17 protein-coding genes and 1 other annotated feature are annotated in these 19,400 nt (G+C 32.2%); of the genes, 4 read left to right on the top strand and 13 right to left on the bottom strand.

Annotated elements, in window-relative coordinates:
- Nucleotides 1–34: 34 nt before the first annotated feature.
- From ACLBXA_RS05340 to ACLBXA_RS05285, 12 genes are all read right to left on the bottom strand, one after another.
- Entirely contained in the window at nucleotides 35–1,258 is a 1,224-nt protein-coding gene (locus ACLBXA_RS05340; protein WP_000703286.1) for a MerR family transcriptional regulator, read from the bottom strand.
- A 504-nt stretch (nucleotides 1,259–1,762) separates the two neighbouring features.
- A complete protein-coding gene (locus ACLBXA_RS05335) occupies nucleotides 1,763–2,188 on the bottom strand; it encodes a DUF4879 domain-containing protein (protein ID WP_000472921.1) in 426 nt (141 codons plus the stop codon).
- Nucleotides 2,189–2,481: 293 nt separating this feature from the next.
- Nucleotides 2,482–3,288 (bottom strand): DegV family protein, encoded by an 807-nt coding sequence (locus tag ACLBXA_RS05330; protein ID WP_000831924.1) that lies wholly within the window; start codon nucleotides 3,286–3,288, stop codon nucleotides 2,482–2,484.
- Nucleotides 3,289–3,488: 200 nt separating this feature from the next.
- Nucleotides 3,489–3,995, bottom strand: coding sequence for a DUF3189 family protein (locus ACLBXA_RS05325; protein WP_000639423.1), 507 nt, complete (start codon nucleotides 3,993–3,995; stop codon nucleotides 3,489–3,491).
- A 79-nt stretch (nucleotides 3,996–4,074) separates the two neighbouring features.
- Complete coding sequence (locus tag ACLBXA_RS05320; protein WP_000353715.1) at nucleotides 4,075–4,530, bottom strand: DUF1453 family protein; 456 nt, start codon at nucleotides 4,528–4,530, stop codon at nucleotides 4,075–4,077.
- Nucleotides 4,531–4,720: 190 nt separating this feature from the next.
- Nucleotides 4,721–5,353 (bottom strand): VanZ family protein, encoded by a 633-nt coding sequence (locus tag ACLBXA_RS05315; protein ID WP_000281840.1) that lies wholly within the window; start codon nucleotides 5,351–5,353, stop codon nucleotides 4,721–4,723.
- A gap of 224 nt (nucleotides 5,354–5,577) precedes the next feature.
- Nucleotides 5,578–6,603, bottom strand: a complete 1,026-nt coding sequence (locus tag ACLBXA_RS05310) for a serine hydrolase domain-containing protein (protein ID WP_000598054.1) — start codon at nucleotides 6,601–6,603, stop codon at nucleotides 5,578–5,580.
- 166 nt (nucleotides 6,604–6,769) lie between these two features.
- Nucleotides 6,770–8,002 carry an MFS transporter gene (locus ACLBXA_RS05305; protein ID WP_000793350.1) on the bottom strand — a complete coding sequence of 411 codons (1,233 nt, stop codon included), beginning with the start codon at nucleotides 8,000–8,002 and terminating at the stop codon, nucleotides 6,770–6,772.
- A gap of 65 nt (nucleotides 8,003–8,067) precedes the next feature.
- Nucleotides 8,068–8,325 (bottom strand) — a binding site (T-box leader).
- Nucleotides 8,326–8,501: 176 nt separating this feature from the next.
- Nucleotides 8,502–10,640 (bottom strand): penicillin-binding protein, encoded by a 2,139-nt coding sequence (locus ACLBXA_RS05300; RefSeq protein ID WP_001170953.1) that lies wholly within the window; start codon nucleotides 10,638–10,640, stop codon nucleotides 8,502–8,504.
- A gap of 290 nt (nucleotides 10,641–10,930) precedes the next feature.
- Nucleotides 10,931–11,530, bottom strand: a complete 600-nt coding sequence (locus ACLBXA_RS05295) for an undecaprenyl-diphosphatase (protein ID WP_001110130.1) — start codon at nucleotides 11,528–11,530, stop codon at nucleotides 10,931–10,933.
- Between the two features lie 246 nt (nucleotides 11,531–11,776).
- On the bottom strand, nucleotides 11,777–12,766 hold the full coding sequence (locus ACLBXA_RS05290; protein WP_447617129.1) for a zinc-binding dehydrogenase: 990 nt from the start codon (nucleotides 12,764–12,766) through the stop codon (nucleotides 11,777–11,779).
- A gap of 175 nt (nucleotides 12,767–12,941) precedes the next feature.
- Nucleotides 12,942–13,445 carry a GrpB family protein gene (locus ACLBXA_RS05285; RefSeq protein ID WP_000372681.1) on the bottom strand — a complete coding sequence of 168 codons (504 nt, stop codon included), beginning with the start codon at nucleotides 13,443–13,445 and terminating at the stop codon, nucleotides 12,942–12,944.
- A gap of 128 nt (nucleotides 13,446–13,573) precedes the next feature.
- Here ACLBXA_RS05285 and ACLBXA_RS05280 point away from each other — a divergent pair, with 128 nt between their 5' ends.
- Nucleotides 13,574–14,455 carry a protein kinase domain-containing protein gene (locus ACLBXA_RS05280; RefSeq protein ID WP_000654529.1) on the top strand — a complete coding sequence of 294 codons (882 nt, stop codon included), beginning with the start codon at nucleotides 13,574–13,576 and terminating at the stop codon, nucleotides 14,453–14,455.
- Nucleotides 14,456–14,965: 510 nt separating this feature from the next.
- A complete protein-coding gene (locus tag ACLBXA_RS05275) occupies nucleotides 14,966–15,535 on the top strand; it encodes a membrane protein (RefSeq protein WP_000648401.1) in 570 nt (189 codons plus the stop codon).
- A 538-nt stretch (nucleotides 15,536–16,073) separates the two neighbouring features.
- On the opposite strand, the gene ACLBXA_RS05270 is transcribed toward ACLBXA_RS05275, so the two are convergent.
- A complete protein-coding gene (locus ACLBXA_RS05270; RefSeq protein WP_000210489.1) occupies nucleotides 16,074–16,544 on the bottom strand; it encodes an NUDIX hydrolase in 471 nt (156 codons plus the stop codon).
- 1,242 nt (nucleotides 16,545–17,786) lie between these two features.
- On the opposite strand from ACLBXA_RS05270, the gene ACLBXA_RS05265 reads away from it, so the two are divergent.
- Both ACLBXA_RS05265 and ACLBXA_RS05260 read left to right on the top strand, forming a co-directional pair.
- Nucleotides 17,787–19,073: an APC family permease gene (locus ACLBXA_RS05265; RefSeq protein WP_447617128.1), complete on the top strand. Its 1,287-nt coding sequence runs from the start codon at nucleotides 17,787–17,789 to the stop codon at nucleotides 19,071–19,073.
- Nucleotides 19,057–19,362, top strand: a complete 306-nt coding sequence (locus ACLBXA_RS05260; RefSeq protein WP_447617127.1) for an Ada metal-binding domain-containing protein — start codon at nucleotides 19,057–19,059, stop codon at nucleotides 19,360–19,362. Before ACLBXA_RS05265 ends, ACLBXA_RS05260 begins: the two co-directional genes overlap by 17 nt.
- The last annotated feature ends 38 nt before the right edge of the window (nucleotides 19,363–19,400 follow it).

The following is a 19,400-nucleotide window of genomic DNA, read 5'->3' as shown; positions in this document are numbered from 1 at the left end:
AAAAGTTTTAAGGGAAAATAAATAAAAGATGGGGTTAACCCCATCTTTTTCCGAAAAATGAATATGTATAAATTTCTTCTCCTTGAACAAAGAAATCCTCGTACCTTCCCCCTCGTATCAAATAATTTGAAGTACTTTCATCAATAGATTGAAACTGTAAATTTTCGATTTCTTTTGTTACTTTTGCAGATGTAAAATTCTCTCTGAGTCTAGGTGCAATTTGGCTATTTATACTAAATTTATTAAATAAAATAAATGAACTTAATAAATAACAATTGTGTTTAAAAAGGGAATTTAATTCACACAATAAGAACTCCTCATATTCAAAACTATAATTACTTGTACCTGATTGATCGATTACAATATCAACAGAATTATTCTGAATAGGTATGTTTAGAAAGTCGGCACAGATAAATACAATATTTCTTTTCACATTTCTTCTCTCAATTACATCTTTTAAAAGTAAAAGTTTATTCAAATCTCGATCAACAGCAATATATAAACACTCTTCCGGTAGTTCTTCATAAATATTTCGTAAAAAGAACCCAATACCAGACCCTAAATCAAGTAGTATTTTTTCATTTAAATCTAATTGCATTAGTTTCTTTTTCGCCCATTCTCCTCCTCTTTGAACATTTTCCAAAAAAGCAGTATCAGTTTCATGAATATAATCCGAAATAGAATCTTCAAGTGATTTCTTTTCATACGCTTTCACTGAGTTGCCAGCTGTTAAAACCCCTGAAATAATCGTGTATTCTTCACCACAATTACAAATTAACTTTCCCTCAATAATTTGATTCTTATTAATAATGCCATCTTCAAGAATTAAATTTCCGTTACACTTAACACATTTAAATAAATGAAGTACTTTTAAATCTACCCCTAAAATTGAACTCGAAATTTCAGTTTCTATAGATAAATTATGTAACGCTTCCTTTAATTTGCATTTTCGTTCCTCTAAAGTTTTTATTTCTTGTTCAATCTTTTCATATTTTACTTTAAATAAAGATTGATAAAAATTATCCTTTTCATAGTCTAAGGATTTCCCTAAATTTTTATAAAGAAACAGTTCTTTAATTTCATACAAGCTAAACCCTAGCCATTTGTACTCTAATATAAGTTCTATATCCTTTTGACAATACTCGTCAAAAAAATAGTGACTTCCTTTTTTCTCGGGAATAACGAGTCCGAGGTCCATATAATGTCTAATCGTATCTACACTTACATTATTTACTTCTGCAAACTTACTGATTTTCATCCTAATCACTACCATTTATATATTTGTTTATACATACTTCTTTATTATTTTAAAAAATCCTTTCATCTGCCTATACAAAATTATTTATGCTATGAAAAAGATTTAATTAATTTTAAAGTTTCGCCACATACCCATTAAGCTAAGCTTATATAAGTTTAGCTACTCTTTTTTAATCTTGAATTTAAAAAAGAGTAGCAGGTAGTACGTTTATGTCTATATATCTAAAAACTGTGAGTTCATGGATGAATTTAAAACTGCGGCGTAAGTACTGCAGTTTCTTCCTTTTTCATTGAGTTGAAATATGTAAAGTTACGTACTTTAACTGTAGCGGACTTGTATTACGCGTTCATATAAATTTTATAGACGTTAAGGATTTTGTTTTATGGGAAGTGTTCTTGCTATGGAATCGGAATTGTAAATATAGATGAACGTGATTCAAATCAAAAAAAGGTACTCCTAGAAGTACCTTTTTAACTATTCTATATGTGCGAACGTTTTCAAAAATTATTGGATATAAATTGACGTACGCATTGTATTAAATGGCGCGTTTATAGATGTTTTTTGGTATTCAAATGTTCCTTGTTGATGTCCAGACGCATCCCATTTGTAATACCAGCCAACGATTGGTTTTCCGCCGATTATTGTGGATCCAATACTTTTTACATTAGAACCATTCATTTTAGTAAACGGATTTTGACCGTATCCCATCTCTTTCGTTGTAATATATAAGTATTTTCCCCCGTGGTTACGTGTTGTGCTAAAGCTGTTTTGGTTAATTGTTTCTACTCCGCCCAGCTCAGACTCTACTTGTACGACGTTTAGTGAAGTAAGTGGTGCTGCTGGTCCAGCTGAAGCTTCTGTTGCCATCCCTAATCCGACGAACGCTGTGATTGCTAACGATGAAATCCCTAGTGCTGCTTTTTTAAACATAAAAAACATCCCCTTCCATCTATTGTTTTCTCTTTCATTGTCAATATAATCCTAATAATCTTATATGTAAATAGATTGTAACTGTAGAAATAAAAGGTAGAATATTCTGATTTATTAGCATTTAAAAATATGACTTCAACTTTTTTCATTAAAGATAGTCATCAATCTCTAACTACCTAATGACCTCAAATAAACGCTATTCAAGTCATTTTAAGAGGTACAAAAGACCTTATAGTATATAAGGTCTTTCCCAACACTCTGAAAAAACCCGTGAATGATTCACGGGTTTTACTTTAATAACTAATTGCTATTGTTCCCTCACCTGCATGAACCGCAAATGAAATTGGTAATGGATATAATTTGAAATCCATTTCGGGGAATGCTTGTTTAATATCTGCAATCCATTCTTCCGCTCCAGCTTTATCGTTAGCATGGAACATATGAAGTACTTTTGGTAATTCTTTTTCAAGTTCATTTTTAATATATTCTCGACATTTTTGGATTTTACGAACTTTCTTTTCAAGTAAAAGCTCTCCACCTTTTACTTCTAGTATTAAGTTCACACTTAATAAACTTCCAAGTAAAAATTGAATACCCTTTACACGACCACTCGCATATAAACCTTTTAAACTCTTTGGGAATACATGAAAAGGTCTTCTTTTTTCATCTACTAATGTTTTGTGTATATCTTGTAAAGTCATACCATCATTGTATAACGATTTCGCTTTTCTAATTAATTCATCCATTGGATAACTTGTTGTTTCACTGTCTAATACAGTTAATGGAAAACCTGCCATTTCTGCAGCTAACTTCATATTTTGATAGGTTCCACTTACTTTTCCGCTAATAGCAACTGCAAATCCTTCTTCATATTCTTCTTTGCATTTTGTAAACAACTCTACCATTTCCCCAATATTAGGTTGTGAAGTAGTGACTGTTTTACCTTCGTTTAACGCATTATAAACCCGTTCACGTACACCTTCTTCACAATCTTTGTACGAAGTTCCATCAATAATAACTTCGATTGGGATAACAAAGTTATCTCCTTCTGTTTTAAAATTCGCAGTTGTACTATCAGTAATCCAAGCAACACGCTTCATGTTGTTCCTCCCTTAATTCAATTCCTCTTTTCTAATTTTTCTATATATTTATGTTATAAAAAGAGAATATCCCTGTAATAGTAACAGGACTTTATTATTTTGGCTATAGTAGATGTATATTAAATGTGACTATTTCTTGTCTATTCCACAAATAAAAAAGAAAATCAAGGAATTTGCTCGATTTTCTTCTTATTCATATACTATTTAAAAGTTTCATTATCTAAAATTACAACATAATCATTCGTTAATCTTCCTGCCTCTTTTGTATAACTAACAAGCCTTTGTATATTATCACAGCAAATTTTTGCTCCCCATACGAGTAACGGTACGCCAATAAAATCGATATGGAACCTTCTAGAAAACAGACCACCAAAAGTCATTGGTAAAGGTACGGTTGGTGATGTATTAGAAAAAATAATTTTTTCATGACTTTGATAATGTTTTTGCAAGATTTCTCCTAAATGCTTCATCGCTGGTACAACAACTTTTGATGCGCCACATCCAATCGTATATACAGGATGACCGTTTTCGTCTATTCCATGAAAAATAATTTTTCCCATATCTTCTGTTTTCAATTTATTAAAGTAATCTACATTCAAAATTTCTTCTTTTGTTAACTTACGATCCGTTGGTAATTTATTTAAATGATATGCTGCAGCTAGTGATGTTGTATGTGTACCGCCGAAGTCTGTGTAAATGTATATCATATTATCATCCCTTGTTGTAAAAGTTCAATGTTATTTAGTATTACCGTTCGCAACAATGTTAAACAAGGGATGCATGTATTTACGCTTTTTGTGTTAATTCATTATATTTTTTCCAAATATAATAACGTCTACTAATTACGGTGCCTAATGTAATACATAAAAAGGCATTTGTTACAACCATTAGTGTCTGGTGCGTGCTACCAGAAAACATACTTTGTTTAATAATAATTTTTGCTCCTAAAATAACAAGAAGAATTATTGTACTTACCCAATTTCCTTTCCGTAGTACATGACCCGTTTCACTATCTAATCGAAATGTTAAAGCTTTCCCCCGTATAATTCCAATACCTAAGCCAATTCCAAGCATTACAAAAAACAGTAGTCCTTGCAGCAAAGTTATTTGTCCCATACGAATAATGGACTGAACTGTTACAAAGCACAACAAAGCCGGAATGAGCCAAATACGGTTTATTTTCACTTTTCGTTCTTTACTTTGCATCAAAACAATAATAAGAACAACAAGTAAAATATCCATTTAGAATCCTCCTATAAACTTGTTTATCTTTAAAGATTATATTCTCCTCTTTTCATTCCATAATTGAAATACAATAGCTACTTTCAAGTGTAAGATGGAAAATGTGAGTTCTCATCAGCCTTAAGCATTATTTATAAAAATAAAAAGACGTACTTTTTACTCGTACGCTTTTAATAACTCGTTTAAACTCCTATTTATCAACTAATTCCACACCTTTAGAATTAGTTTTACCCAACAATCGAATGTTAAATTTATTAATAGCTTTTAAAAAGATATTATAAATACAATATCCAACAATAGAACCTATAACATTACAGATCACATCATCAATATCAGTAATACGTCCCACTCCACTAAATAAAGACTCAATTAATTGTAGCAATTCAATACTAACTGATATAGCAAATCCTAATAAAATATTATTTTTGAATTTCGTATATTTATCCCATAAGATTGGTGCTGAAAATCCTAAAGGCATTAATAATAAAATATTCCCGCCTACATTTCTTACAATTAGACCAATCATAAACAGGGCATCCCCATCATAAGCACTACCAATTTGATTGATGTCTTTAATAATTGATGCAAATGGTATTATATTGACCGAGCGATTCAGATTTTCAACATTAGAAGGAAAACCAATTGGTAAAGGGAATAAAGTTACTGCAACAACCATACAAATGTAGACCACGAATAAAAAACTTATTATTTCTTTCCACCAAATCACATGTTTTTTATTTTTGGTACCAATTAATATTCCACGTACAATTAAATAACAAATAACCCCTAAAATAATAAACAAACTACCGTTGATCATATACAAATTGCTAACACGCCCTTTCATATGAATGAATAATTAAAATTTACAACTATATAGTAATGTTTTCGAATTCCAAAATCTATATAATTGTATATATTTTTATGAAATTATAAAACCCTTTATTTACTAAATAAAGGGTTTCTCGTTAACTAAAATATTTTTCAAAATAGAAACTATCATGAACCCGTTTAAATTATTTTTGTATCTCTTCTTTAATATCCATATAATTAAAAAGCTCTTTCTATTTCTGTCATTAATTTTTCGGGTCCTGCCCCTTTATTCGATGGAATAACTAAAGTGATTCCTAATTCTGGATATATAGACGAGCGAAAACTGACGCCTGGATCATATCCCATTATATGATATTTGAATACCTTGTTTTCTCGTGTTTCAATCCATATTCCATAGCCGTAAGACTGTTTATCATTTACTTGAATGTGGGGAGTTAAAAGTAACTTTGTATATTCCTTTCCTAAAATTTCATTATTAAATAGTGCCGCCCAAAATTTCAGCATGTCTGGTGCAGTAACATATGCACCTCCATCAGCTCCTCCTTTTATTGGTATAGAGTAGGCGTTTGTTCTCCAATTTTGGTTAGTTTCATCCTTTATATATCCTAGTGCTGTATGTCTTGGTAATCTATCTAAAGAAAAATAGCCAGAATCATTCATACCAATTGGATTAAATATGTTCTTTTCTATATACTCCGTAAATTTAAATCCCGTCTGTTCTTCTATTATTAATCCGAGTATGATAAAACCTGCATTGTTGTAGTGAAACTTACTTCCAGGTGTAAACATCATATTACTGTTTTGGAATAATGGTAAAAAATCTTTTAAGCTCTTTAATAGATACATAGGTGTTTGTTTCCAAAGATCTTCGAAGTTATCCATAATACTTTCATCAAAATAATCTGGTATACCAGCGCTATGCGTTAGTAGTTGATGTATTGTAATATCTTCATCAAAGTTTGGAAATTTTATCTCTAGACAATCTTTTAATTTTGTATGAAAAGAAATAACACCTTTTTCAACAAGTTGACAGATGCCAATTGCAGTGAAAATTTTACATCCTGAGGCAATGCCGAATCTTGTTTGTATCGTATTGCTTATACATTCACTTTGGTTTGCGTAACCCAATGCTTTTTCATAGACTAGTTTTTTTTCTTTTTTTACTAAAACTACTCCAGAGAAATCTATTTCCTTTTGTATTTCTTTTACAATTTTATTAATCTCATCTTTTGTTTTTATCACGACAACCACCCTTATCTTTCCAAATTGTTCTTTCCCCTTATTAATTTTTCCATATAAAGGGGAAAGAACCCTCTTATTGAATACGATAAATTGTTAATGAGAACACAAAGTTTATTTCGAATTTATCCCGCATTAACGGACAGTAAGACCCCCACTGATTAAAGTTTCACTTTATTGATTCAGTAGAATACAACTTAGATTGCAATGGGAATAAAGTAAACACACACAATACGATAGTGATAAATAACATTATTAATGACCCTACAATAACTACAAGTTGTATAGAAATGAACTGAGTCGCAACACCAGATAATATTGTAATAAAAATTGTTACTAACGCAATAATAAGCCCATATATACTCCCGATCCGTCCCATCATATGAACAGGGATGTTATTTTGGTAAAATGTATAAAATCCTGTATTTGCATATGCCATCGAAAAAGATAAAATAAAGAATCCAATAGCAGCTATTAAAAATACATTTGAAAAGGCATAAATTAAATAACCAATTGCGATGAATAATGATCCTATTCCAATTAGAAATGAAGGTGCTAATTTCTTTGACAAAATTGTATTTGTTATGGCACCTAATATATAGCCTGCACCAGCTATACTAACTAGAAAACCGTATTCACTATCTGTTAGTAGTAATACCTCTTTCGCAAACGATAGTTCAAGTGAATCAGTAGCAGTTGCTAATACGAACATACTTTGAAATAAGAAATACACATATACGACATACACATGTTTTCTACTAAAATTTATAACAGTGCTCCAATCTTTTTTTAATACTGTAAGGGATAATGTATTACTAGTTGTATCCGAATCTTTTTTCTTATCAAGGTTGGGTAAAAGTAATGTAATTAATCCTGATAAGAGAAATGCTATAGCATTCATATATATAGCGAATTCTGGTGTACCCGCAATTAATAATCCCCCCGCTACTGCTGGTCCAATTAGTGATGCACCAGATCCTATTAAACTACGTAGTGAGTTGAAACGTTGTCTTCGCTCTACTGGAATTAATTTCGTCATATACGTCATAGCAGTTGACTCATAAATTGCACTGGCCATACTTATAAAGAATACGAATACATAAACAATCCAAAGTGACGGAAGTAAAGGTAAAATAGCGATAAATAACGCACGATATATATCGAGGTGAATCATTAACTTCCGTTTATTTAAACGATCAATCATACTCCCAGACCAAGCGTTTGTAAATAAAGTGGCTAATGGTTTTATTACATATAAAGTAGCAACAGCTAAGGCTGAGCCACCCATATTATAGACAAGTACATTCAGTGCTATTAAGTAAATCCATGCCCCTAAATTCGCAATACCAACTCCGGACAATAGTAATAAAGGATATTTCCAATCTTTAAGTAAGTTTTTCATTTTTGGCCCCCGCTTTCCAAATTGTTTTACAACAATAAAAAAATCCCACCCCCAAGACTTTTAATCTTAGGGACGAGATTATCATCGCGGTGCCACCCTAGTTTGTTAATATGTCACCATACTAACCTTATCAGGTACTGCATTCTCATTCATGCTTATACCATAGCTCTATAACGGGAGCGCCCGTCACACCACCCCCTTCATAACAGGTTCCGGTGTACTGCTCAGAGGCTTGATTCAATAAAGAATTTTTACTCCTTTTCAGCTAAATGGAGCTCTCTGTGAAAATTCATTTTATTTACTATTCTCTTCACTGCATTTGATTTTTTCCATATTATCACAAATGATTTTAACTGTAAATAAAAAATAATCAGATATTTAATAACGTATTATTATTAATTCGCTTATTTATTATTTTTTCTAAAAATTACGGTGCGTGAAATTACTTATAACTCTAAAGAAAGAGCCATTTTCATATAGCTCCTTCCAAATACCTGAATTAATTTGTATTCGCCTCTGTTAACGGTTGTAACGGCGGTTCTAATTCTATTTCTAGTGTATCTCCTTCTTGTAAACCTTGTCCTTTTTCAATACTTTGGCTCGTTACATAACCCGTACCAGAAGTTTTCAAATCTAATTTCAAAAGCTTAGAGAAATACATAACATCACGCATGGACCAACCTTTTACATTTGGCATATGTGCGTTATTTCCTAATAAAAATATACGATCTCCTTCACTTATTACCTCGCCAGACTGTGGGTATTGTTTTATTATTTTTCCTTCTCCTAAAATTACCGGCTGTAGCTTCTCTTTTTCTACACTTTTCTCTATTGTATCCATCGATTTATTTACATAATTTTGCACTTTTAATTGAGATTGTTTCGCTGCATCAGCTATTTGTTTTTCTGTATACGGTTTCACTTTTAAATATTCAAGGCTGTTTTTTATAACAGGTTTAAATATTTCAGCAAGAGGCTGAGCTCCATACTCATCTCCTTTTAACTTTGGCTGCTTAATAGCTAAGTATACGATTAACTCCGGATCATCAATTGGAGCCATTCCTAAAAAGGAGAAAATGTAATTCTCTTTCCCTTCCATATATCGGCCGTTTTCAGGATTCGGGATTTGTGCTGTTCCTGTCTTACCTCCAATTGGATAACCATCCACTTTATACATTGTACCAGTTCCTTTTGAAGATGTTATAACACGCTCCATTAAGCTTCTAACCTTGTCCGCTGTTTCTTTTTTTATCGGATTCCCAATTTCTTTCGGTTGATTTTCCATAATAACTTCTTTGTTTGTTGGATTTACAATTTTATCAACGATATATGGTTGCATCATTTTCCCATCATTTGCTATTGCAGTAGCCGCTTGGATTAATTGAATAGGAGTTACTGTAGAACCTTGACCGAAAGAAGTTGTAACTTGTTGAATTTGCGTATTTAATAATAAAGTATTTTTACTTTCACCAGGTAAATCTATTCCTGTTTTTTGATTGAATCCAAATTTATTCATATATTGCTTAAATTTATTTGGTTTCAGTAACTGATCTTCTAAAATAGAGAAAGCTACGTTTGATGACCTTTCAAAACCTTCATCAAACGTAATTGATCCCCATCCAAATCCACCATTATGATCTTTTATATCAGATGAACCCACGGAATATTTTCCAGATTGAAAATATTCTTTTCCGTTATATACACCTTCATTAATGGCAGCTGCTAACGTAAAAACTTTCATTGTTGAACCTGGTTCATATGCATTTGCAATCGGATCATTTAAAAAGTATTCGATATCACCTACATTAGGATTGTAACTAGGTTTACTAGACATTGCTAAAACCTTTCCTGTTTTTGGATCAGCAATAATTCCAATTAACATAGAAGGATCATAATGCTCTTGTGCTTTGTTCATCGCTTCTTCTAAAAAGCTATTAATTTGTTTATCAAGGGTTAAATATACGTTATTCCCATTTTTAGCAGGTTCTACTTTACCTATATCATTCGTAAGCGGAATCCCCCTTCGTGTACCCACATATTCTATATTCCCGTTTGTAGAGCGCAAATATTTATCCAAACTCTTTTCAAGCCCAAACTTTCCTTCTGTATTCCCTTTATCATCTGGTCTAGCAAAACCAAGTATATAGGATGCAAAGTCTTCATTCGGATACACTCTTGCTTTTTCCGTCATAAAAGATACACCTGGTATTTTTAAATTATTAATTTTTTCCTTCGTTTCCCTAGATAAGTTCCGACCAATTTTTCCAATTTCAACTTGTGTACGCCCTTCATGCAAGTTTTTCAATACTTCTTCTTTATCAATTTCAAGTGCATCGGCTAATTGTTGTGCGGTTTCATCTTTATTTTTCACTTTATCTTTTCCTTTTAAATTCACAACAACTCGATACGTTGTAGAATCTTGTACTAACACCTTCCCGGTTTGGTCATAGATAGTGCCACGATTCGCTTCTAAAACACCTTTTTTATTATGTTGTTCATTCGCTAGATCCTTTACATTCACATTATGCACGACTCCTACTGCCTGAATATAGAATATACGCAAAATCATAATAAGAAACAAAACAATAAAAGCAATCATCATATATCGAGCGCCTTTATTCGTTTGGAGTTTTTGCATACTTATCTCCTCTCTTTTGGAATGGATTCGTACGAAGATACGTTTTTAAATTTGTAATTTTTGTTTGCGATACTATATGTTTCGAAGTTTTCTTTTTAATTCCTTTAAAACAATGCAAAACTAACTGTTGTTATTTTGTGTCATTATTTTATATAATTTAAATTCGGTGCGTGAAATTTCAAAATATTAATTAGTACAACTTGATTACAGAGCACTCTAAACTCTTTTCGTATTTCCTATAAAAAAGTTCCCCTCTGGATGTCCAAAGGGGAACTTTTTTTATAATACAATTATGCGATATGGTTATATTTCGCTAAGAAAGGAATTCGTCTCGCTACTAATGCATACATTTTGAATACAAGTTTCGCTATTGGTTCAAACATACGTGCACTTTGCATTACTAATGCGCTCATAATAAGTGTTAAGAATGCTGCACCAAGTATATCTAAAGGATAATGAACACCTACGTACATACGTGATATACCGACTAATACTGCCCATAATAGCGCGATATATTTCAGTTTTTCTCCTCTAAGAATAAATACGAAGACGATTGAAAATACAAGTACAGAATGATCGCTAACGAATGATGAATCTGCTGCATGTGGTACTAATTGATGTACATCATGTGATACGAACGGACGCGGATGGTAATATACTGCGTGTATAAGAACATTTACTAATAATGCAAAAATAACCGAAAGCGTCGTATATAAAACTGTATATTGTTTTCTAATTGCCTTATCTTTCTTTCCATTATTAAACCATAAGATAAGCATAAATAAAATGGCTACGTATGCAGCGCTATTTGTAATAGCAACCATTAACGTATCTAATAGTTTGGATGAATCAGCAAAATTATTAAACCACTGAAATACTGTGTAATTCATTAAACTCTCTCCTTACATACAAGCGTTCTTGATTTACACAGTATACAATACCATTATGAAAATAGGCTTAAACTTTTTTCATCTAATCCTCATTTTACTATTATTCATATGACAATTATAAAACAAATTTTATACGCAATTTATGTATAAAGCTGGTAAGCCTTTATAATAAGGCGGTTCGTATTTTTTCATGTTTGGGATACATAACATATTCATTTAAATATACTAATTGCAAAATCATATTTTTTAATTCATTTGAAGTACAATATTTCCGAATTGTTCTCCATGTTCCATACGGCTTAGTGCTCGAATTGCTTCTTCTAACGAGTAAACTTTATCAATAATTGGTTTAATTTGATGTTTTTCTATAAATTTTATCATCTCATTAAATTCCTCACCGCTACCCATGGATGTTCCCATAATATCAATTTGATTGTAAAATAGCGCGCGTAATGGTAATTCAATTTTATCTCCTGAGCTTGCACCAAAATTCACGATTCTTCCATTTGGTTTTAATACATCAAAATATTTCAAAAAAGTTGCCGGACCTATACTATCTATTATTAAATCTACTTTTTCACCTTGTAAGCTCTCTTCCCAATTTCCAGCACTATGAAAAGAAATATCTGCACCATATTTCTCAGCAAGTTCCCTTTTATTCTCTACCCTAGAAGTAACACTCACTTTTGCGCCAATTGCTTTCGCGAATAACATGGCAAATGTAGCAACACCACCGCCTATTCCCGGAATTAAAACGTGTTCGCCGCACTTCAGTCTACCTTTTGTAAAAAGCGCTCTATATGCAGTTAGTGCGGATAAAGATAAAACACCTGATTCTTCCCAAGTAAGATATGAAGGCTTTTCTACTACATTTTCAGCTGGTACAATTACATATTCAGCAAACGTTCCATCTTTCGGTCCACCTAGCACTTCCGGTAACTCCGGTACTTCAGTAGCATGTTCCCATCCAATACTAGGATTAATAATAACTTCTGTATGTAGTTTAATATTTGAAACTCCTTCTCCTATTTCTGTAACAACTCCTGATCCATCTGACCCTATTACTAATGATAGATCCATTTCTTTTCTATTATTTATAATAAATAAATCCCTATGATTTAATCCTGCAGCTTTTAACTTTACTTTTACTTCATCTGCATTAGGACTTATCTCAGGTGAAAATTTATATTCTAATCCCTCTAATCCTTTTTTATATTGATGTACAATAGCTTTCATTGCTTAATTCCCCCTTAATATTTCCAATGTACTCGAAATATCAAAATAAATAAAATAGTTTGCCTCCAATAATTAGAACTTATATATTTTGTCATGAAAAAAACAAAAAATCCCCTCCCTATAAAAAGTATAGGAAGAGGTTTCAAAACTAGTTAGATAAGAATCTATAAATTTATTAAGTTCTAGCTAATTCTAATATTTTTCGAATAAACGGCGCTTTTGCCTTTGTATACGACACACGATCAAAAGTATATGTAATAGCAAGCATCTCTTTTAATTCTCTATATTCTTCACGTGCCCATTCATGGCTTATTAGAAAGTCCCGAAATAAAATATTGTTTCTCCATTCTTCGCTATTATAAATATAAACATGCAAATGATGAGTACCTGCTCTCCATTTTCCCTTTCTAAAAAAGCGCCAATTCGTAGCTTCTTTTGGAACAAACTCATATCCAATTTCAGATAGAATTTCTATCCAGTTTTCAGTAATTTGCAAGTCCGTTACGCCAATCATCATATCAATAAGAGGTTTAGCTCCTAATCCTTTTACTGCAGTGCTTCCTATATGTTCAACAGCAATTATTTCTTGTCCTAACAAGGAACAGAATTTCTCTTTTTCTTTTATATACTCTTCAACCCAGTCTTTTTGATATGCTTTAATAACAATTTGTTGGTCCATTATATTCACCTCTTTATAAGTGTTTATCATTATATTTATAAAATTTTATATTATTAGCATAGGATTTCCATAAAATATGTCGAAATAGTGGAATGTACAACTTAATTATATTAAATGTGAGGTAATCTATGAAAGATAATTCCGTGGAAATTCAGTTAAATAACGTAACATTCCAATTGAAAGAATATCATAATTTTGATTGGCTTATTAAATTAGGGACCGTATTTGCAGTTTTTGACCAGCAAGATTCAGGTAATATAAGTTTTGGTATAGAAAAAGATGGTCATAAGAAATTTATTAAATACGCAGGAGCACAAACAATTGCATATGAAGGAACAACAAGGGATGCTATTGAAAGGCTAAAAAATTCAGTTACTATCTATGAAGATTTAAAGCATGACTCGCTTATAAGATTAATCGATCATTTTCCAGTTCAATCTGGATATGTATTAATTTTCGATTGGTTTGATGGTGAATGTCTTCATTCGCATTGGCGTTTCCCACCTCCTGAGAAATATAAAAATCCAAACTCTCCATTTTATAAATTTAGACATTTGTCTGCTATAAAACGAATTCATTCCTTACATTCCATTTTTTCTTTCCATACTTATGTAGAAAAGAAAAACTATGTAGCGATAGATTTTTATGACGGTAGTATTTTATATAATTTTAATACAAACGAAACAAAAATTTGTGATATAGATTTATACAGTAAGAAACCTTACATAAATAAAATGGGCCGGCTATGGGGTTCCTCCCGTTTTATGTCACCAGAGGAATTTGAACTAAACGCTATAATTGATGAAAGAACAAATGTATTTAATATGGGAGCAATGGCTTTCTCACTTCTAGGCGGTGAAAAAGATCGTTCCTTTATAAAATGGGAAGCAAGTAAGGAATTATATGAGGTAGCGTATCGTGCTGTAAATGAAAATCGGGCAGAACGGTATGCATCAGTTACAGAATTCTATGATTCGTGGTTAAACGCGGCGAATGCAGAAAGGATATAACCTTAAATTATTAAAAGAAATATAGAGTTTATACTGTTATCATGTATATTAAGACTGTTTTTATGAGTATTTCGTATAAAGTGTGATGTAACTGATTAAAGCTATTTTCAAAGGCGACATATCGGCAATAAGTTATGTCTATTCTGTATAAGTGTTAGCAAGTTCGTTTGCAAACTTGCTAACACTTTTTTGTTTAAATAATTCACACATTTTTTCTTAATATACTGATTATGTTTCCAATTGTGTATTAATGTGTGGGTTTGACTACCCATATTTTAGACAAAATGGACGGTAAGGGTGAGGACAATATAAATATGTCTTTTTCTTTGTATATGTTTATTTCACGAGCTATAAATTTTTTCAATTCCAAGCATGTGTATCATATTCTTCATTATTACAATAAATGCATTTCACGGTAAAGATAGGGAATTTGTATATCTAATATTCATAATTTACGTTATGGTACAATATGTTAATTAATTACAATACTTTCTAAAAGGGGAATACATAATGAAAGCAACGAAACTCATAGCGTTGACAATGCCAGTTCTATTATTGTTCGGTTGTGGGCTAGGAGATAAAGATTCTACTCCTAAGACTGAAGAAACTAGTAAAGCAATGTTGAAAACTACAATATCTGAGGAACAGTATCCAAGTTACATGTATGAACAATTACTAGATTTTAACTTTAATAAGGATGACATAATAATAGGTTTAGGTTATGCACTAAAAGGTGATGAAAAGTATAAAGAGGTATTCAAAACGGCAAGTATTTTGGATGAAGCTTTAGATCGAATGGAGAACGTAAAAGTACCTGATAAGTATAAAGACACGCATAAACTCATCTTAGAAGGGATAGAGGATGCAAGAAAAGGTACAAAACCAATATTAGAAGCTAAAGGTAAAGATGTAAAAGAAGTTAGTGTAGTTATTGCGAATAGTTCTCCCCACCTGTTAGGCATGGATAGAGAACAGTGGAAAGAAGCAGTTTACCAATTAGCTAAAGAAAACAAGGATGATTTCTCTAAGGTATATGATAAGAAAGTAGAGGAACATCAAAATAGAAAGAGTAACTCGTAATCAATTATACAACACGATAAGGAAATATAAGAAAATGATGATCAAAAAGGTAAATTATTAAATTTTATTGAAGCTAAATACGAAGTTAAAGAAAAGAAATAATACATACTTAATATTTCTTTTAGGGCGCATCTTCATGAAAGTTGTACGCTCTATATTTAAAGGCTTTCGTTTAATGGGCTTAATTGTAAAGACTTAACTTAAAGCATTATCTAAAAGTAAACATAATATCCCTCCATGACTCTAATGGTACCATTAGCAAGGACAAATTTGAACAACTAGGATATTTATGTAAGTCAGATATAGTGTCTCTTTATCAGTTGTAAGAAAAAAAGTGGATCCCTATTCTCTCACATGGAATCCACTCTTTCTATTTCTACAACTCTATTTTTATACGTTCCTCTTCTTGTCCTTAACAGGACTGCCATCACTAAATCATTAACATAATTATCTTTAGCGGAAGTTAAAAGTTTTTATTTTCTTACTCAATTAAAGCGCCCGTTAGTTAAAGATTATGGATAATTAATTTGAAAGTGTTTTATCTAAATACACCTTTTCTTTTGGAAAGCCAATCTTCTAAGGCATCTTCGTGTAGTTTTGTGAATAATTTTGGTATTTGGTCTATTGGGAAGTATTTTAAATCCAAAGTCTCAATACCATCTACAGTAAGTTCTCCACCAATTGGCTTACATTGAAAACAATGAGTGATAGTCTGAGCTTTATCTCCGTTCGGAAACTCACCAGAATATTTAGAGTAGACACCTATAAGATGTTCAACCTCAACATTTAATCCTGTCTCCTCAAATATTTCTCGTTTAGCGGTTTCTTCAAGAGATTCTCCAAGTTCCATAGCACCACCTGGTAGACCCCACTCATTTCTATCTCCCCGTTTTTGTAAAAGAATTTCATTTCGTTCGTTATAAACAATACCTCCAGCAAAATTAAGAAATATTAAATCATGCCCTACTTTTCCCCGGATATAACGAATGTAGTCCTTATTTGTAGTCATAAATTCCCTCCTAATTTATATATAAAATACAAATCAATTATATATAAGGATAGAAGAAAATGGTAACAAAAATGATAATATTCCTTATTCTCATAAGGAATTCGCCCTTTACTTTTTATCAATCTATGCGTTTTTTAAACATTTCTATTCTAATACCTTCATTTCCCGAATCCCCTTTCAAAATAAAGAGAACACCCTTTCTTAAAACAATTTTATCGCGGCTCTAAAAATTGGTGTCCTCTAGTTTTCTAGCCGGACTATATTCTATTTTCAAGCTCATTTCTATCTCCCCATGAATAAAACTCAGCATTCTGTTTATACTACAACTACATCTAGAGACACATCACTGTTTAGAGCGGCTAGGTTTTGTTAGCTGCTCTTTTGTTTTTTACACAAATAAAATCAATAACTCAGCATATAATATCTATGTAGCTAGATTATTACCTCTGTATCGAGCAGTTAGGCTGGGCTAACTGCTCTTTTATTTATGACAAAATGAAACTTTTTAACAGAATTACTTTCGTATAACATTTTCAATCTCGCTTACACTATAACTGTAACTTTAAGTTACACATCTATTACTTAGAGGGCCGAATTTTCTTTTGTGTAACAATTGGTTAGCTCATAAAGTTAACCAATTTGTTGCGTTAAATATTTTTTATTTCTCAATACTTAATACCTGGAATTAATTCTTATTTATTGGTATTAAACTATTGACATTGATTTTCCTCATATGCAATTTTTGAAAAGGCCTTTTCTCTCACATCAGGCCCTTTTATTTATAAAAAAAGATTATTTTATATAGATTACTATAAGCATCCATAAAGCCAAAGCACCAATTAGCGAGTACTATACGTGTATATAGTATCCTTACTTCAAAGTCTGTTTTCTTGAAGATTTCTCGTAATGGAGATGTCTCAAAATGTTAGCTTGATGGGCATGGGATCCCGCCCACATTTTAACGAAAATATAAGCTAAGCAAATCCCAACATAAAGCGAGCCGAATTTTCTACCCTTAAGAAAAATTTCGGTTCGTTTTATGGTTTCATGACAAGTTGTTTACTGAATAATAAAGTTCTTTATTGGAACAGGCTACTTTCTTCAACAATCTGGCCCGATTGTTGAAGAAGAAATATAATAAAAATGCTTTTGATTGTTTTATTAAACGAATTAAACCGCAAAAAACAAGAAGAATCCCCCCCTTTTTACTAGTACACTAAATCCTATAAAAGGGGGGAGATCATGAACAATAAAGCCATTGGATTATTTCAAGGAATTGCGTTATACATTTCAGCTATTCTAGGATCAGGTGTCCTTTTTTTATCGGGGGTAACGGCCTCAATAGCGGGCCCTGCATCTATTGTATCCTGGTTTATCGTTATTATAATTAGTTTTCCGCTTGCTTATTCCTTTGCTAGTTTGGCACGGATATATCCTGATTCTGGTGGAGCAGCAACCTTTGTTAGAAATTCTTTTGGATATCATCTTGGCAATATCGTTGGGTGGTTTTACTTTGTAACAGCAGCAGTTGGTCAAACGATTGTATCTTTAACTGGTGCTTTTTACGTCAGTCAGGCATTTGGATTTTCGCATTTTGAAACAATTATAATTGCCGTCTTTATTTTGGTAATTGCAGGTGTTTCCAATTATTACGGCGTAAATGTTAGTGGTAAAGTTGCAGTGATTTTAAGTTCCTTATTACTGATTCTTTTAGCGTCAGCTGTATTTGTGGCATTTCCAAGAATACAATGGGGGAATTTTACTCCCTGTGTTCCAAATGGATGGTTTTCTGTCGGGAACGCTATAACGGTTATCTTTTGGGCATTTTTCGGTTGGGAGGCGATTTGTAATCTGGCTGAGCACTTTAAAAGGCCAGAAAAAGATATTGTCAAAGGAGCAGTTATTAGTGCAGTTGTCATTGGATTATTATTTTTAGCGCTAAGTCTTGTCACTATTGGAACGGCCACGTATGGCAGTCAAGAAAGCAACCTGTCTCCTATCGGTGTTATAATGGGAGGTACAGTAGGCGGAGGTGCCAAAGTCGTTACAGCTGTTTTAGCTTTAATTATTTGTACAGGGACAGCGAATGCTTTTGTAGCCAGCCTAACGCAATTAGGATATTCATTAAGCAGAGATGGTGCTTTCCCAAAATTTTTCTCAAGGCTGCATGCAACTACTCAAATTCCAAGACAGATGGTATTGTTTGTTATCTGTTTTTCGGTAGCAGGTGTGTTAGTGACAAAAGCTTTGTCACTAACGTTTGATGATATTTTGTTTATACCGACTTCTCTTGGGATTCTAGTTTATGGTCTTTCAATGGCGGCAGGCGTTAAATTATTTAGGAAGAACACACTGGCATGGTGGGCATCGTTAATCTCTTTCATTTTATGTTTGCTGGTGATTCCATTTTTTCAATTGTATATATTTGTTCCGTTAATTGTCGTGGCTATATATGTGATTTATATGATTTTAAGTAATAAGATTTTCGCCTACAAGGGAGGATTAAAATCTAATGAAAGATCAAAATAACCTTTCTAGAGATACCATGTGGAAAGCAACAGTATCATGTGATTCAGCGTATGACGGGATATTCTTTTACGCAGTCAAGACAACTGGAATTTTCTGCCGGCCTTCTTGCAAGTCTAAGGTTCCTAATTATGAAAATGTATCCTTTTTTTCAAATGCGCAAGAAGCTCAAAGGGCAGGCTATCAAAGTGTATCTAGCTTTTATAATGCATTTAAAAGAAATACAGGATTTTCACCGAGTCAATTCCGGGCTTTCCATAGTGGAAATACCGTAAACCAAGAACTTGACTGAATTCACGTTCTTTAACAAAAGATAGCATGAATTAACAA

The sequence above is a fragment of the Bacillus sp. D48C genome (assembly GCF_053345735.1).
Note: the sequence above shows the minus strand (reverse complement) of the source record. Positions and strands in the feature narration are given on the sequence as shown.